16 protein-coding genes and 1 tRNA gene are annotated in these 15,518 nt (G+C 66.6%); 7 read left to right on the forward strand and 10 right to left on the reverse strand.

The genetic code is table 11. From position 1 onward, the window contains the following. Positions 1 to 5: 5 nt before the first annotated feature. Positions 6 to 1,079, reverse strand: coding sequence for an ABC transporter ATP-binding protein (locus EEB15_RS01710; protein WP_141507792.1), 1,074 nt, complete (start codon positions 1,077 to 1,079; stop codon positions 6 to 8). A 75-nt stretch (positions 1,080 to 1,154) separates the two neighbouring features. On the opposite strand from EEB15_RS01710, the gene EEB15_RS01715 reads away from it, so the two are divergent. From EEB15_RS01715 to EEB15_RS01725, 3 genes are read left to right on the forward strand one after another with little or no spacing between them, the layout of a single operon-like run. Beyond that, entirely contained in the window at positions 1,155 to 2,768 is a 1,614-nt protein-coding gene (locus EEB15_RS01715) for an iron ABC transporter permease (RefSeq protein WP_141507793.1), read from the forward strand. Positions 2,769 to 2,807: 39 nt separating this feature from the next. After that, on the forward strand, positions 2,808 to 6,764 hold the full coding sequence (locus tag EEB15_RS01720) for a PAS domain-containing protein (RefSeq protein ID WP_141507794.1): 3,957 nt from the start codon (positions 2,808 to 2,810) through the stop codon (positions 6,762 to 6,764). A gap of 30 nt (positions 6,765 to 6,794) precedes the next feature. Beyond that, entirely contained in the window at positions 6,795 to 7,169 is a 375-nt protein-coding gene (locus tag EEB15_RS01725; RefSeq protein ID WP_158289960.1) for a two-component system response regulator, read from the forward strand. Positions 7,170 to 7,189: 20 nt separating this feature from the next. On the opposite strand, the gene EEB15_RS01730 is transcribed toward EEB15_RS01725, so the two are convergent. From EEB15_RS01730 to EEB15_RS01760, 7 genes are all read right to left on the reverse strand, one after another. After that, entirely contained in the window at positions 7,190 to 7,423 is a 234-nt protein-coding gene (locus tag EEB15_RS01730) for a hypothetical protein (RefSeq protein ID WP_141507796.1), read from the reverse strand. A 277-nt stretch (positions 7,424 to 7,700) separates the two neighbouring features. Further along, positions 7,701 to 7,775: transfer RNA gene (locus tag EEB15_RS01735), tRNA-Arg, on the reverse strand. A gap of 32 nt (positions 7,776 to 7,807) precedes the next feature. Continuing rightward, positions 7,808 to 8,998 carry a VWA domain-containing protein gene (locus tag EEB15_RS01740; protein ID WP_141507797.1) on the reverse strand — a complete coding sequence of 397 codons (1,191 nt, stop codon included), beginning with the start codon at positions 8,996 to 8,998 and terminating at the stop codon, positions 7,808 to 7,810. A 4-nt stretch (positions 8,999 to 9,002) separates the two neighbouring features. Beyond that, positions 9,003 to 9,962, reverse strand: a complete 960-nt coding sequence (locus tag EEB15_RS01745) for a CPBP family intramembrane glutamic endopeptidase (RefSeq protein WP_141507798.1) — start codon at positions 9,960 to 9,962, stop codon at positions 9,003 to 9,005. Position 9,963: 1 nt separating this feature from the next. After that, on the reverse strand, positions 9,964 to 10,560 hold the full coding sequence (locus EEB15_RS01750) for a GNAT family N-acetyltransferase (RefSeq protein ID WP_141507799.1): 597 nt from the start codon (positions 10,558 to 10,560) through the stop codon (positions 9,964 to 9,966). Continuing rightward, positions 10,561 to 10,776: a hypothetical protein gene (locus EEB15_RS01755; RefSeq protein WP_141507800.1), complete on the reverse strand. Its 216-nt coding sequence runs from the start codon at positions 10,774 to 10,776 to the stop codon at positions 10,561 to 10,563. After that, complete coding sequence (locus EEB15_RS01760) at positions 10,773 to 11,615, reverse strand: MoxR family ATPase (RefSeq protein WP_141507801.1); 843 nt, start codon at positions 11,613 to 11,615, stop codon at positions 10,773 to 10,775. The genes EEB15_RS01755 and EEB15_RS01760 overlap by 4 nt, the downstream gene beginning before the upstream one ends. 92 nt (positions 11,616 to 11,707) lie before the next feature. Here EEB15_RS01760 and EEB15_RS01765 point away from each other — a divergent pair, with 92 nt between their 5' ends. Then, positions 11,708 to 12,433 carry a cytochrome c gene (locus EEB15_RS01765; RefSeq protein ID WP_141507802.1) on the forward strand — a complete coding sequence of 242 codons (726 nt, stop codon included), beginning with the start codon at positions 11,708 to 11,710 and terminating at the stop codon, positions 12,431 to 12,433. Positions 12,434 to 12,493: 60 nt separating this feature from the next. On the opposite strand, the gene EEB15_RS01770 is transcribed toward EEB15_RS01765, so the two are convergent. Then, on the reverse strand, positions 12,494 to 12,928 hold the full coding sequence (locus EEB15_RS01770) for a DUF1841 family protein (protein WP_141507803.1): 435 nt from the start codon (positions 12,926 to 12,928) through the stop codon (positions 12,494 to 12,496). A 67-nt stretch (positions 12,929 to 12,995) separates the two neighbouring features. Between EEB15_RS01770 and EEB15_RS01775 the strand changes: the two genes are divergently transcribed. Next, complete coding sequence (locus EEB15_RS01775; protein WP_199236432.1) at positions 12,996 to 13,217, forward strand: hypothetical protein; 222 nt, start codon at positions 12,996 to 12,998, stop codon at positions 13,215 to 13,217. Positions 13,218 to 13,239: 22 nt separating this feature from the next. Here EEB15_RS01775 and EEB15_RS01780 read toward each other — a convergent pair whose 3' ends face one another. After that, on the reverse strand, positions 13,240 to 14,040 hold the full coding sequence (locus EEB15_RS01780; RefSeq protein ID WP_141507804.1) for an IclR family transcriptional regulator: 801 nt from the start codon (positions 14,038 to 14,040) through the stop codon (positions 13,240 to 13,242). Between the two features lie 116 nt (positions 14,041 to 14,156). On the opposite strand from EEB15_RS01780, the gene EEB15_RS01785 reads away from it, so the two are divergent. Then, on the forward strand, positions 14,157 to 14,858 hold the full coding sequence (locus tag EEB15_RS01785) for a 3-oxoacid CoA-transferase subunit A (RefSeq protein ID WP_141507805.1): 702 nt from the start codon (positions 14,157 to 14,159) through the stop codon (positions 14,856 to 14,858). A gap of 2 nt (positions 14,859 to 14,860) precedes the next feature. Then, a complete protein-coding gene (locus tag EEB15_RS01790) occupies positions 14,861 to 15,502 on the forward strand; it encodes a 3-oxoacid CoA-transferase subunit B (RefSeq protein WP_141507806.1) in 642 nt (213 codons plus the stop codon). Positions 15,503 to 15,518: the final 16 nt, after the last annotated feature.

Below are 15,518 nucleotides of genomic sequence, written 5' to 3' on the forward strand. Positions count from 1 at the left end.
AAAAATCAGGCCGCAGGCTGCCGCGCGAACGTGACCACGTGATCCATCTCGGCACGGATGCCGATCCACTCGCCGATCTTGTGGTCGTGGTGACTGGGCACGTGGGCCAGCACGATTTGCCCGCTGGCCAGCCGCAAGGTGTAGAGAAACTCCGAGCCGCGGAATGCCTTGCGCATGATCTCCGCCTTCACCGGCGCGTCGTCGTCGTGGACGATGTCGTCGGCGCGCAGCAGCACGTCGCACTCACCCGATGCAAAAGCGTGGGGCAGGCCGCGTTCGGACAGGTCGGGCAATTCGCCCAGCGGTGTTTGCACGATGACTTCGTCGCCCAACTCGCGCAGCGTGGCCGGCGCGAAGACGCCGTGGCCGATGAAGTCGGCGACGAAGCGCGTGGCCGGGCGGTGGTACAGCGTGTAGGCGTCGTCCCATTGGTGCAGCCGGCCTTCGTGCATGACGCCGATCACGTCGCCGATGGCAAAGGCTTCCAGCTGGTCGTGCGTCACGAAGAGGGCGGTGGCGTGCGCGGCCTTGAGGATCGCGCGAATCTCGTGGGCTAGGCGCTCGCGCAGGTCGACGTCGAGGTTCGAAAAGGGCTCGTCCAATAGCAGTAGCTTCGGCTGCGGCGCCAGCGCCCGCGCCAGCGCCACGCGTTGCTGCTGTCCGCCGGAGAGTTCGTGGGGGAAGCGCCGCTCGATGCCCGGAAGGCCGACCAGCGCCAGGACTTCGGCCACGCGCGCGGCGCGCTCGGGCCTGGGCAGCTGATGGATGCCGAAGCCGACGTTGCGGCCCACATCGATGTGCGGAAACAGGGCGTAGTCCTGGAAAACCATGCCGATCCGCCGCGCTTCGGCGGGAACGTGGGTGTCGGCGCTGCCGACCACTTCGCCCGCGATGCGGATATCGCCGGCCGTCGCGCGCTCCAGGCCCGCGACCGCGCGCAATAACGTCGTCTTGCCGCAGCCGGAGGGGCCGATCAGCACGCCGATGTCACCCGCGCGAAGGCCGAACGACACGTCATCGACCGCGGGAAGGGGGCGCCCCGCGTACTGGACCCTCAACTTCGAGACCTCGACGAACATGAAGCCGATTGTAGATGCTTACAATTCTCATTTGCATCGACAGGCATCCCCCTGGCATTCCCGACCTTCCACGCCATGAGCGCCCGCCGGCTCCAAGACCTCTTGCTCCTCCTGGTGGCCGCCCTCCTGGTACTGCCGGTGCTCGCCATCTTCGGCTCCTGGCTGCAGTGGGACGGGCGCAGCGCGCAGATCCTGGGCGAGATGGCCGGCACGGTTTTGCCGGGCTATGCCTGGACCAGCTTGGGCCTGTGCGTCGTGGTCGGTGCCGGTGTGGCGCTGGTGGGCGGGGCGGCGGCGGCGGCCGTGACACTGTTCGACTTTCCGGGCCGCCGCACCTTCGAATGGGCGCTGCTGCTGCCCCTGGCGATGCCCGCGTACGTGGTGGCCTACGCCTATACCGATTACCTGCAGTTCAGCGGCCCGATGCAGACCTGGCTGCGCGCCACCTTCGGGCTGGAAGGCCGGGTGCTGCCGGAGGTTCGCAGCGTCGGCGGCGCGGCGCTGGTGTTCATCTTCTCGCTCTATCCCTACGTCTACCTGCTGGCCCGCACCGCGCTGGGCGAGCGTGCCGGGCACCTGATGGAAGCCGCCCGGCTGCTGGGCGCGCCGCTGCGCCGGCGCATCCGCCAAGTGGCCATGCCGTTGGCGCGGCCGGCGATCGCGGCCGGCGTGGCGCTCGCGCTCATGGAGACGCTGGCCGATTTCGGCGTCTCGAGCTACTTCGGCATCCAGACCTTCACCACCGGCATCTACAAGGCCTGGCTGGCGATGGACAACCGCATCGCCGCCGCGCAGCTCGCGACGCTGCTGCTGATCGTGGTGGCGTCCTTGCTCGCGCTGGAACGCCGCGCGCAAAAGCGCCTGCGCTTTGCCGCGCCGCGCGGCACGCGCGCAGGCTCGGCCGAAGCGCAGCCCATCGCGCTGCGTGGCGGCCGGTTGGCGATGGCCTGGGCGGTGTGCGGGCTGCCGGTGCTGCTCGGGTTCGTGTTGCCGGTGCTGTTCATGCTGCGTCCGCTGGCCGCAGACTGGTCGGTGCTGCCCTGGGACCGTTTCGTCCAATGGTCGTTCAACAGCGTGCGCCTGGGGGTCATCAGCGCCGTGCTGGCGGTGTCGATCGCGATGCTGCTGGCCTTCAGCCTGCGCCGCGCGCCCGATGCGGTGACTCGCGGCGCAGTACAGCTTGCGGCGCTGGGCTATGCGGTGCCGGGTGCGGTGATCGTGGTGGGCCTGTTGTTGCCGGTCGGTTGGCTGCAAGAGGCCGCACCCCGCGCCGGCGTGGGCGGCTGGGTGACCGCCACGGTGCTTGGCGTCGTGTGGGCGTACCTGGTGCGCTTCGTGTCGGTGGCGCTGCAATCGGTGCAAAGCGGGTACTCACGCATCCCGGGCAGCTTCGACGATTCGGCGCGCATGCTGGGCGCCGCGGGTTTCGCGATGCTGGCGCGCGTGCACTGGCCGCTGCTGCGCCGCTCGAGCGCGGCGGCGGCGCTGCTGGTGTTCGTCGATGTGATGAAGGAACTGCCGGCCACACTGGTGTTGCGCCCCTTCAACACCGACACGCTCGCGGTGGTGGCCTACCAGCTCGCGCGCGACGAACGCCTGGGCGAGGCCGCGTTGCCGTCGCTCGCCCTCGTGCTGGTGGGGCTGATCCCGGTGATGCTGCTAAGCCGCACACTGCGTTCGCGGCCGTAGGGCCTGTCAAGGCGTGCGCCGATCCTTTATCCTGCGCGCATGGTGCAGCTCATCCTCTTGCGCATGCCGCGCTGCCTTGCGATGGCCGCGGCGCTGCTGCTGGCCGCCGGCGCAGCCACGGCGGCGACGGCGCCGGCTGCGCGCGGCGGCGTGCTCGATCTTTCGGCCTGGGACTTCGAGCGTGACGGCATCGTCTCGCTTGACGGCGAGTGGCGCTTCCACCCGGGCGTGCTGCTGCCTTCCGGCCAGGCCGCCCCGGACGCCGGCGGGGCCCTGCGCGTGCCCAGTGCGTGGAACACCGCGTTGGGCAGTGGACACGGTGTCGGAACCTACCGGCTGCGCGTCATCTGCCCCGGCGCCGGCGCGAAGTCGCTGTCGCTAACGCTGCCGTTCGAGCACAGCGCCGCGACGTTTCACGTCAATGGCGAACTGCTGGCGCAGCAAGGGGTGCCGGGCATGTCGCGGGCCGCCGAGCGACCCGTGCTGGGCAACCAGACCGTGCCCATCGGCGAGCTCGCCTGCCCGCTGGAGCTGAACGTCCAGGCGTCCAACTTCCAGGTGTTTCGTGGCGGCATGGTGCGCAGCATCCAGCTGGGCACGGCGCGGCAGCTCGTCGAGCGGCGCGAGGGCGCTCTGGCCCGCAGCCTGGTGGCGATGGGCAGCGTGATGGTGCTCGGCCTGCTGTCGCTCATCTTCTTCCTGTGGCGGCGCCAGGACCGCATCCCGCTGTACTTCGGCGTGTATTGCCTGTCGTTCGCGTTCAGCATCGGGATGGCGGGGGAGCGCCCGCTGCAATCGGTGGTGTCGGGACTGGGCTTCGAAAGCCAGTTCCGGCTGCTGTTCGCCAATTGGTTCCTGGGCCTGGCGATCTTTCCGCTGTTCCTGCGTGCGCTGTATCGAACCGAGGTCGGGCTGGCGCCGCTGCGGGGCATCCTGGCGTTGAGCGGCGGGGGCATATTGCTGGCGCTGCTGACGCCCATCCATGTGTTCTCGTACTCGGCGCCGGTGCTCCAGGCCGGCGGGGTGGTCGTGGCGCTCTACGTGACTTTCGTTCTGGTGCGCGCGCTGCAGCATCGCCAGCGCGGCGCCGGCATCCTGCTGGCCGGCCTGGCGATCCTGGTGGCGGCCGTCGCGCACGACGTGATCTTCTTCCAGCACATCCTGGCGGTCAGCCTGCTGCCTTTCGCCGCCGTCGGCATCGTGCTGGCGCCCGCGGTGCTGCTGGCGCAGCGTTTCGCGCGGGCGTTGGCCGCGGAAGAGGCGCGAGTGATCGAGCAGCGCGGCCGCACCGACATGCTGATGCGCGCGACCAAGGCCGGCCTGCTGGACTGGGATGCCGTCAACAACGCCGTCGGCTACACCGAGCGGTACAAGGAGATGTTCGGCTATCCGGCCGACGCGGATCCCGCGGGCATGCCAGGCTTTCGCGACATGCTGCATCCCGACGAACGCGACCACGTCTACGGCCTGTTCCTGCAGCAGCTGCGCGACCGCTCGGTGCGCGACGCGGTGCGCCAGTACCAGCCGCTGGAGTACCGGATGCGCCGCGCCGACGGCGAATGGCTCTGGGTGCACGCCGAGGGCATCGGCGTGTGCGGCGCGGACGGCCGGACGCTGCGCTTCGTCTGTTCGTTCATCGACATTTCGGACAGCAAGCGGCACGAGATCGAGATGTCCGACCGCATCAAGTTCATCAACGACCTGTTCGATTCGGTGCCGCTGGGCCTGGCGCTGCGCGACCCCGATGGGCGCTACCTGGTCGTCAACCGGACCTGGGAACGGTACATCGGCCTGCAGCGCGAAAGCGTGATCGGCACTTCGCTCGCGGACGTGGACGACCCGGCGGCGCGCGCCACGCTGGCGCTGGACCGCGATGCGCTCGCGCAGGGGCCCGGCGCCACTTCACCGGCGCGCGACTACGACTACAACGGCCGGCGCTACATGCAGACGCGCACGGTGATGGTCGACTCGCAAGGCCAGCGCATCGGCGTGCTGGCGGCCAGCCTGGACATCACCGAGAAGTACGCGACCGAACAGGCGCTGGCCGTGGAGCGCGAACGGCTGCGGCTGCTGGTGCGCTCGACGAAGGCGGGCTTCGGCGACTGGGACGCGGTGCGCAACGAGGTCACCTACAGCGGGCGCTTCAAACAGATGCTGGGCTTCTCGCCCAACACCGACAGCTCGCGCTGGCCGAGCATCTTCGAGATGATGCACCCGGACGACCGCGAGGCCGCGCGGGAGCAGTTCCGCGCCATGATCCGCCGCAAGACGACGCCGGGCGAGCAGGAACCCGGCACGGCCATGTCGTACCGGCTGCGCCGCCGCGACGGCAGCTACATCTGGATCCACGCCGAGGGCATCGCACAGGTCGACACCGAAGGCCGCACCCGGCGCTTCATCACGTCGTACCTGGACGTCACGGCGTTCCGCGAAAACGAGGCGGCGCTGCGCGCCTCGCGCGACCAGGTCGCGGCGCAGGCCGCGCAACTGGAAGCGCAGAACGAAACGCTGAAAGAGAACGTGCGGCTGCGCGAGGAAGTGGACCGCATCAGCCGCCACGACATCAAGACGCCGCTCAACAGCATCGTCGCCGTGCCGCGCCTGCTGCGCGAAGAACGCAAGCTGGGCCCCGAAGCCGACGAGCTTCTGGGCATCGTCGAGCGTGCCGGCTACCGCATCCTGTCGATGGTCAACCTCTCGCTGGACCTGTTCAAGATGGAGCAAGGCAGCTACGTCTTCCGGCCGGACGCCGTCGACCTGGTCGACCTCCTGGCCAAGGTGGCGATCGACGTGGGCATGCATGCCGAGTCCAAGCAGGTGAGGCTGAAGGTGGACGCGGCCGAGGCACCGTACGCGTGGGCCGAAGAGTTGCTGTGCTATTCGATGCTGGCCAACTTGCTGAAGAACGCGGTGGAAGCGTCGCCCGAGGGCGCGGTCGTCACCGTGCGTGCGCGCGCCGGCGAGGGCGGCCGCGTCGAGCTGCGCATCCACAACCGCGGCGTCGTGCCCGAAGCCATCCGCGGCAACTTCTTCCAGAAGTACGCGACGCAGGGCAAGGCCAGCGGCACCGGCCTGGGCACCTACTCGGCACGGGTGATGGCGCAGGTGCAGGACGGCGCCATCGAGATGGAGACCTCGGAGCAAGAAGGCACCACGCTCACCGTGCGGCTGCGCGCCGCGCCGCCCGGGGCCGTGCCCGCCACCGTGCGCCACGCGGCGGGACGGCAGGGGGTGGAGCCATTGCGGATTGCGTCGCTGCCGCCCCTGCGCGTGCTGCTGGTGGACGACGACGAGTACAACCTGCTGATCGTCCGGCGCTTCCTGCCGACTCCTCCGTTCACCGTCGATACGGCGATCAACGGCCGCGTGGCGCTGGCGGCGGCCGAACTGCAATGGCCCGATGTGGTCTTCATGGACCTGGACATGCCGGTGATGGGCGGCTTGCAGGCGGTGGGGGAATTGCGGGCGATGGAGCGCGCGACGCTGGCGCAGCGATGCACGATGGTCGCCCTGTCATCGCACGACGACGACGAGACGCGGCGCGCCAGCCTGGCCGCCGGCTTCGACAGCTACCTGACCAAGCCGGTCACGCGCGAAGCGATCCACGAAACCCTGCTGGAGCTCACAACGCTCATCGGTGCGGCCGAAGCGGCGCGCGCTCCGGCGCCCTCGGCGGAACCTGCCCTGCCGGCACCCGGCGACCCGGTGGTGCTGGACCCGGACATCCAGCCCCTGCTGCAAGACTTCATCGAATCGCGCCGCGGGCTCATCGCCGGCATGGACAAGGCCATGCAGGGTGGCGACCGGGGCGAAGTTCGCCGCCTGGCGCACCAGCTGGCCGGCAGCTTCGGTCTCTACGGCTTCCTGTGGGCCAGCGACCAGAGCCGCGCGATCGAGCGCGATTTCAGCGAGATCGATGCGTCGGAACTGAGCGCCGCCGCGGCGCGGATGGCCGACCATCTCGACACCGTCGAGATTCGTTTCGCGCAGGACTGAAGAGCCTGTAACATGCCGTACGAGGTGCCCATGACCGACAAGAAAAAACTCCTGCTGATCGACGACGACGCCGCGGTGATCGCGCACCTGGTCATCAAGCTGTCCAAGTTCTACGAGATCGTCTCCACGACCGACCCCGCTCGTGCGGCCGAGATGGCCCGTACGGAGCTGCCCGACGTCATCCTCTGCGACATCGACATGCCGGGTATGGGCGGAGGCGAGGTCGCGGCGGCCCTCGGCGGCGACACGGCCACGGAAGGCATTCCGTTCATCTACCTCACCGCGCTCGTGTCGCCAGAAGAAGCGCGCGAACTGGACGGGCAAGTGGGCGGCCGGCGGGGCGTGGCCAAGCGCGCTCCGCTGTCGGAACTGGTGCGCGCTATCGATGAGGCTTGCCGCCGCTAGTCGGCCGAGTCCGATTCAGCTCAGAGATCGTCGCTCCACTCCGGTCGGCCGGTCGCCGGTTTGCGGAAGACGACTTCACCCGTGGGCACATGCACCACGCGGATTTCCTCGCCCATCGGTTTGGTACTGCTCTTCGCGGCCATGGCGACTGCCAGTGCGCGGTCGCTGAACAGATATTGGCGCGAGCCGGAGGCCGGGAACAGGCCGGAGGCGATGGGATGGCTGCTTTCGACGCGGAAATCTGCTGACGTCATTTGAACCTCGCTGCTTGTCTCACTGCTCGTGGATTTCTTCGCTGCTATTGCGCTGAACATTCGCGCTGGACATTCCATGGTAGGTGGCACCGGTGACATCGCAATGACCGTTTGGCAATGGCGTCGTCACAGCTGTAACCGGTCGCAATGGTGCGTTGCAACAGGTTAACGGCAGCGCGGCCTTTGTCTGTAGGTTTCCGCTCACGGACACTGTCGGCGATTTCCACGGTCCACGCAACACGCCTAAGGGTTAGTGCTGAGGCTCCTGTCGAGGGACTGGTCCCCTCGACAGGAATCGAACCTGTATCTGGCGCTTAGGAGGCGCCCGTTCTATCCATTGAACTACGAGGAGGCAGGAACGGGATTGTAGAGGCGCGCGTGCCGCTACTTGCTCAGCAGCCGCATCGCCTCTTCCAGGCCCTTGATCGTCAGCGGGTACATGCGGTTGTTCACCAACTGCTGGATGACGCTGATGCTCTGCCTGTACTGCCAGACACCTTGCGGCTCGGGGTTGATCCACGCGAACTTGGGGAAGGCGTTGGTCAGGCGCTGCATCCACTCCGCGCCGGCTTCCTCGTTGTTGTATTCCACGCTGCCGCCGGGCTGAAGGATTTCATACGGGCTCATCGTGGCGTCGCCGACGAAGATCAGCTTGTAGTCCTTGTTGTACTTGCGGATGATGTCCCAGGTGGCGAACTTCTCCGAGAAGCGGCGGCGGTTGTTCTTCCACATGAAGTCGTAGACGCAGTTGTGGAAGTAGTAGAACTCCAGGTGCTTGAACTCCGCCTTGGCCGCGGAAAACATCTCTTCCACGCGGTGGATGTGCTCGTCCATCGTGCCGCCGACATCCATCAGCAGCAGGATCTTCACGTTGTTATGCCGCTCCGGCACCATCTTGATGTCGAGCCAGCCGGCGTTGGCGGCGGTGGAGCGGATCGTGTCGTCCAGGTCCAGCTCGTCGGCCGCGCCTTCGCGCGCGAACTTGCGCAGGCGCCGTAACGCGACCTTGATGTTGCGCGTGCCCAGCTCCTGGGTGTCGTCGTAGTCCTTGTAGGCGCGCTGGTCCCAGACTTTCACCGCGCTCTTGTTGCGCCCCTTGTCCTGGCCGATGCGGATGCCCTGCGGGTTGAAGCCGTAGGCGCCGAAGGGCGAAGTGCCACCGGTGCCGATCATCTTGCTGCCGCCTTCGTGCCGCTCCTTCTGCTCCTCGAAGCGCTTCTTGAGCGTCTCCATCAGCTCGTCCCAGCCCATCTTTTCGATCTTGGCTTTTTCCTCGGGACTGAGTTCGAGTTCCAGGTTCTTGCGCAGCCACTCGAGCGGGACGTCCTTGGTGAAGTCCGCGACCATCTCCACGCCCTTGAAGTAGGCGGCGAACGCGCGGTCGAATTTGTCGTAGTGCTTCTCGTCCTTCACCAGGGTCGTGCGCGAGAGGTAGTAGAAGTCGTCGATCTTGTAGCCGTCTTCACTGTTGGGCCCAACAACGCCTTCCTTCAGCGCTTCCATCAGCGTGAGGTATTCCTTGACGGAAACGGGCAGCTTGGCGCTGCGCAGGGTGTAGAAAAAGTCGATGAGCATGGCGTTAAGTGGCCTTGGCCAATCCATTATCGGCCGAAGCCTGTATCGCTGCAGCGTCGATGCGCCGGCGCACGAACCATGGCGGCACGATGCTGCGCCGGCGCAGCGCCACCACCAGCAGCGCAGCCGTGAAGGCTGAGCACACGACGATCGCGACCACCGAGGCTTCGGCGCCGAACGCGCCGCCGCTCAGCCAGTCGGGCCCGGTCCGGACAGAGACAAGCCATCCGGGGTCGCTGGTGCCCGACACGGGCACGCCCCAAATCATGCCTTGCGTGAAATTCCATGCCATGTGCAGCCCGATGCACAGCGGCAACGAACGCGACACATGGAACAGCAGGCCGAACAGCAGCCCGGCTTCGATCGAAATGGCGAGCGATGTCCAAAGAGTCGCCCCGGGATTGAAGATGTGGCCGAAGCCGAAGATCGCCGCGGAAATCAACAAGGCGGCCCAGGTGCCGAGGCCTTCCTCCATGATTCGGAAGAGAACACCGCGGGTGACGATTTCTTCGGTGATCGCTGCCCCCAGCCCGAACAGCAGAAGAGGTTTGAGCCAGGCCGCATCCGGATTGGTACCGGTGACCTGATAGCTGCCTGCCAACCAGAGCACGCCCACCACCGCGGTGATGAGCAAGAAGCCCAGCAGCGTGCCGGCCGCGCCATGGGGCAAGACTCTGCGCCAGGCAAGCTCGAGCGGACGGCGGCGCTCGATCACATACACGAGGAACAGGTAGGCGCTCAAGGCAGGCACCACCTGCATCGAAAACCGGGCGAGCAGATGCGGCGTTTCGGGCGCACCTTTGCCCATCCACCCGGCGGTGACGAAGAGGATGCGCATCAGGAAGATCAGGCCCCCAAAGATGCCCATGAAGAGAAGGACCCGTGCCAGCGGCGAGTAGGGCCACCACCGTCTCCAGCCCGTCACGCCGGCGGGCGTGCTGAACGCGATCACCGGTCCTGTCATGTCACGTCCGAGGCTTCACCAGCTGGTATTGAAGGTGTGCCTTGACTTCCGGCCATTCGCCCGCGGCCAGGCTGTACATGACGGTGTCGCGCACCGTGCCGTCGCGGCGCGGCGCGTGGTGGCGCAGCACGCCGTCCTTGCGCGCGCCCAGGCGCTCGATGGCCTTCTGGCTGGCGAAGTTGTAGTTGTCGGTGCGCCAGCCCAGCATCTTGGCGCCCAGCGTCTCGAACGCGTGCGTCATCAGCAGCAGCTTGCAGGTGGTATTGACGTGGCTGCGCTGCCAGCTCTTGCCGTACCAGGTGTAGCCGATCTCCAGGCGCTCGATGGGCACCACGATGTCGTGGTAGCGCGTGGAGCCGATGATCTTGCCGCTGGCCAGGTCGCGCACGACGAAGGGCAGCATGTGGCCCTGCTCGCGCCCCTTGAGGGCAAAAGCGACATACACGTCTTCTTCGCCGGGTGCCGGCACGGAAGTGATGCGCAGGTTCCAGAGTTCGCCGTCGCGCGCGGCGGCGGCGAGGTCAGGGGTATGCGCTTCGCTGAGGGGCTCCAGCCGCAGCTGCGGCGTCTCCAGCGTGCACGGCTCGGGCTTGTGCATTCATTTGTCCTTCTTGCGGGCGGCGCGCCACTTGCGCGCCAGCTGCAATCCTATCCCGCCGCCCAGGCCCACGAGCACGATGCCACCGATGCTTGCGTTGCTGTAGCCGGCCTCGAAGATGTCCAGGCCGAACAGGGTGCCGACCCAATAGCCCGCCAGCGCACCGCCGATGAAGCCTATGGCGTCGGAGAGCCCTTCGAGCAGCAGCCGGTTCATCGGTTGTGCCGCTGCATGAACACGAGCTTCTCGAATAGGGTCACGTCCTGTTCGTTCTTCAAGAGCGCGCCCACCAGCGGCGGGACGGCGACCTTGTCTTCCTTGCTTTGCAGCGCTTCCAGCGGGATGTCTTCCGCGACCAGGAGCTTGAGCCAATCGAGCAGCTCGCTGGTCGACGGTTTTTTCTTCAGGCCAGGCAGGTTGCGCACGTCGTAGAACGTCTTCATCGCGGCCGTCAGGAGTTCCTTCTTCAGGCCGGGGAAGTGCACGTCGACGATCTGCTTCATCGTGTCGGCGTCGGGGAACTTGATGTAGTGGAAGAAGCAGCGGCGCAGGAAGGCGTCGGGCAGCTCCTTCTCGTTGTTCGAGGTGATGAACACCAGCGGCCGGTGCCTGGCCTTGACCAGCTCGCGCGTCTCGTAGACGTAGAACTCCATGCGATCGAGTTCGCGCAGCAGGTCGTTCGGGAATTCGATGTCGGCCTTGTCGATCTCGTCGATCAGCAGGGCGACCGGCTTGTCGGCGGTGAAAGCCTGCCACAGCACACCCTTGACGATGTAGTTGTGGATGTCCTTGACCTTTTCGTCACCCAATTGCGAATCGCGCAGGCGGCTGACGGCGTCGTATTCGTACAAGCCCTGCTGCGCCTTGGTGGTCGACTTGATGTGCCATTGCAGCAATGGCACGTTCAGCGCCTGGGCCACTTCTTCGGCCAGCATGGTCTTGCCGGTGCCGGGCTCGCCCTTGACGAGCAGGGGGCGCTTGAGGGTGATCGCCGCGTTCACCGCGAGCATCAGGTCTTGCGTGGCGACGTAGTTCTGTGAGCCTTGGAACTTCATGGGGGTAGGGCGGTGAAAGAGCGGCGGCAGCCCGCCGGATATAATCGAAGGTTGATTAGAAGACTGACCTCTTTCTCGATTGTGCGCGCAAAATGAACAAGTTGTTGACCACGCTCTTCGCCCTGGCTGTCGCTTCCGTGACCGGCTCGGCTCTTGCACAAGCGGCGGCTCCGGCCCAGGCCGCTTCGGCGCCCGCGGCGGCGGCCCAGAAGACTGCACCCGCGGCACCCGCCGGCGCAAAGTCGCTGGAGGCCAAGGTCGCGATGTGCGTGGGCTGCCACGGCATCAAGGGCTACCAGGCCACTTTCCCCGAGGTCCACAAGGTCCCCATGATCGCCGGCCAGAGCGCGAAGTACCTCGTGGCCGCCCTCACGGCATATAAGCAGGGTGACCGCAAGCACCCGACGATGCGTGGCATCGCCGACTCCCTGTCCGACCAGGACATGGCCGACATCGCCGGCTACTACGAGTCGCTGGGCAAGGATCCGGCCCAGAACCTGCCCGCCGCTGCCGACAAGGCGCCCAGCCCGCAAGTCGCCGCGTTGCTGCAAAAAGCCGCCTGCGTTTCCTGCCACGGCGCCAACTACGCCAAGCCAATCGACCCGAGCTACCCGAAGATCGCGGGCCAGCACGCCGACTACATGTTCGTGGCGCTGAAGGCCTACAAGACAGAAGGCAACCCGCAGGTCGGCCGCGCCAACGGCGTGATGGGCGCCATTGCCAAGCAGTTCTCCAATGCCGAACTCAAGGCTTTGGCGGGCTATGTCAGTTCGCTGGATGGCGATCTGAAGACCGTTCCCGAGCACCGCTTCCGGTAGCACCCTACGGGCAAAGGAGTAAACAGGGCCCGCTTTGCGGGCCTTGTCCTTTTTTGGCTATCAATCCTTAGTCGCCCGCCGCTGCACGCAGGCGATGTAGGCGGCGCCGTCGGGTGGCCTGCCGGAACGCTGGCTCTCCCAGAGCATCTGCCCGAGGCATTCCATGGCCTCATGGTGCGCGTCGTGGATCGAGTCGCGGCGCGCCGCCAGCAGTTCCACCGCCTGGCGGATGCCGCGCGGCTGGTCGATGGAGCATTGCTCGCTGATCGACAAGTGCATCGACAGGTGCAGGAAGGGATTGGTCTTGCCGTCTTGCCCGTCGTAGGTGCGGGCCACGGCGGCTTCGATGTCCGCCAGGTCGGCTTCGTATTCCGGGTGCTCGGCCAGCCACTGCCCGGCCAGTGTTTCCAGGGCATCGAGCGGCTGGCCCGCGCGGGTCTTGGCGTGGACGGCGCAGAAAAAGCGCCGCACGTCCTCTTGCGAAGGGTTGAACATGCCGCCCAGCGTAGCATGCAGGCCCTGTCCTACGGCTGAGCCGGGATTGGCGTGCTACTCTGCCGCCATGACCCCCATTCGAATCGCTGGAATCGTCTTGCTGGTGCTCGGGATCGCCGGTTTCTTCACCGGCGGTTTCAGCTTCACCAAGGAAACCACCAAGGCCCAGATCGGGCCGCTCAAGCTCCAGGTGCAGGAGAAGGAGTCGGTGAACGTGCCGCAGTGGCTGAGCCTGGGCGCGATCGTCATCGGCGGCGTGCTGCTGGCTTTCGGCCTCAGCCGCAAGTAGAGAAGCGAACGCGCGGGCAGCCTCAGGCGCCTTGTGTGCCCAGCAGGCGCGAGATCGCCTGGGCGGCTTCCAGCAGCGGGGGCAGCATCGTGTCCTGCATCGCCTTGCTGCTCGTGCGGTTGGCTTGGCCGCTGATGTTCAGCGCGGCCACCGTCCGCCCGGTGCGGTTGGTGATAGGCGCGGCGATCGAGATCAGTCCCTCTTCCAGTTCCTGGTTCACCAGGCACCAGCCCTGCTTGCGGGCCTGCTGCACTTTCACCATCAGCGCTTCCACGTCGGTGATGGTGTGGCGGGTCAGTGGACCTCGCTTGGAGGTGCGCAGGCGCCGCAGCGCTTCATCGTCGGGCAGGCCGGCCAGCAGCATCCGGCCCATCGACGTGCAGTAGGCCGGCAGCCGCGAGCCGACACCCAGGCCGATGCTCATGATCTTGCGGGTGGGCACGCGCAACACGTAGACGATGTCCGTGCCTTCCAGTGCCGCGGCCGAGCATGATTCCTTGACCTGCTCCACCAGCGCTTCCATGACCGGCTCGGCCAGGTTCCAGATCGGCATCGACGACAGGTAGGCAAAGCCCAGGTCCAGGATGCGCGGCGTCAGCGAGAACAGCTTCCCGTCGCTCTCCACATAGCCCAGGGTCTGCAGCGTCAGCAGGATGCGGCGGGCGCCGGCGCGCGTGAGGCCCGCGCGGCCCGCGACCTCGGTGAGTGTCTGCCGCGGTGCCTGCGCGCTGAAGGACCGGATCACTTCCAGCCCGCGCGCGAACGACTGCACGTAGCTGTCGCCGGGCTTGAGTTCACCGCCCTCGAATGTGGAAATTGCCATAAGACGCGAATGCCCCTAAAATTCTGGATGCGAACACTTGTGCAGTATTAGAACAAGTGAGCCGTTTCTTGGCAAGCGGCTGGCGGTGCCGCTGGCGCACTTTCGGAAGACATCTCATGATCGACAAGATCGCCGCTTCGGTGGCGCAGGCCCTGCAGGGGGTGCCCGACGGCGCCACCGTGATGATCGGCGGCTTCGGCACCGCCGGCATCCCCAATGAACTGATCGCCGGCCTGATCGACCAGGGCGCGCGCGACCTCACCGTGGTCAACAACAATGCGGGCAACGGCGACGAAGGCCTGGCCGCGCTGCTGAAGGCCGGGCGTGTGCGCAAGATCGTCTGCAGCTTCCCGCGGCAGGCCGACAGCCACGTCTTCGATGCGCTGTACCGCTGCGGCAAGCTCGAGCTGGAGCTGGTGCCGCAAGGCAACCTCGCCGAGCGCATTCGCGCCGCCGGTGCCGGCATCGGCGCATTCTTCTCGCCGACGGGCTACGGCACTGAGCTGGCGAAGGGCAAGGAGACGCGAGAGATCAAAGGCAAGCATTACGTGCTGGAGCAACCGATCTACGGCGACGTCGCGCTGATCAAGGCCGAGCGCGGCGACCGCTGGGGCAACCTCACCTACCGCATGGCCGCGCGCAACTTCGGCCCGGTGATGGCCATGGCGGCCAAGCAGACCATCGCCACCGTGCACGAGATCGTGGAACTCGGCACGCTGGATCCGGAGAATGTGGTGACACCCGGCATCTTCGTCAGCAAGATCGTGAAGATCGACCGCGTCGCCACGCAGGCCGGCGGCTTCAAACAGGCAGCCTGAACATGACCTACCAGAAACGCACCAAAGACCAGCTCGCGCAACGTGTCGCGCGCGACATCCACGACGGCGCCTACGTCAACCTCGGCATCGGCATGCCGACGCTGGTGGCCAACCACCTGCCCGCGGGCATCGAGGTGATCCTGCACAGCGAGAACGGCATCCTCGGCATGGGCCCGGCGCCCGTCGAGGGCCAGGAAGACTACGACCTGATCAACGCCGGCAAGCAGCCGGTGACGCTGCTTGCGGGCGGCGCCTTCTTCCACCATGCGGACAGCTTCGCGATGATGCGCGGCGGCCACCTCGACATCTGCGTGCTGGGCGCGTTCCAGGTGTCGGCCTCGGGCGACCTGGCGAACTGGCACACCGGCGAGAAGGACGCCATCCCCGCCGTCGGCGGCGCGATGGACCTGGCCATCGGGGCCAAGCAGACCTGGGTGATGATGGATCTGCTGACCAAGAAGGGCGAGAGCAAAGTCGTTGCCCAATGCACTTATCCGTTGACCGGCATCGCCTGCGTGAAGCGCATCTACGGCGATCTCGCCACACTGGACTGCACGCCGCAGGGCCTGAAGCTCGTCGACAAGGTCGACGGCCTGTCGCACGCCGAACTCGAACAACTCATCGGGCTGCCGATCGCGGCCTGAAACAACAGGAAGACAC

The sequence above is a fragment of the Ramlibacter sp. WS9 genome (assembly GCF_003797765.1).
GTDB lineage: Bacteria > Pseudomonadota > Gammaproteobacteria > Burkholderiales > Burkholderiaceae_C > Ramlibacter.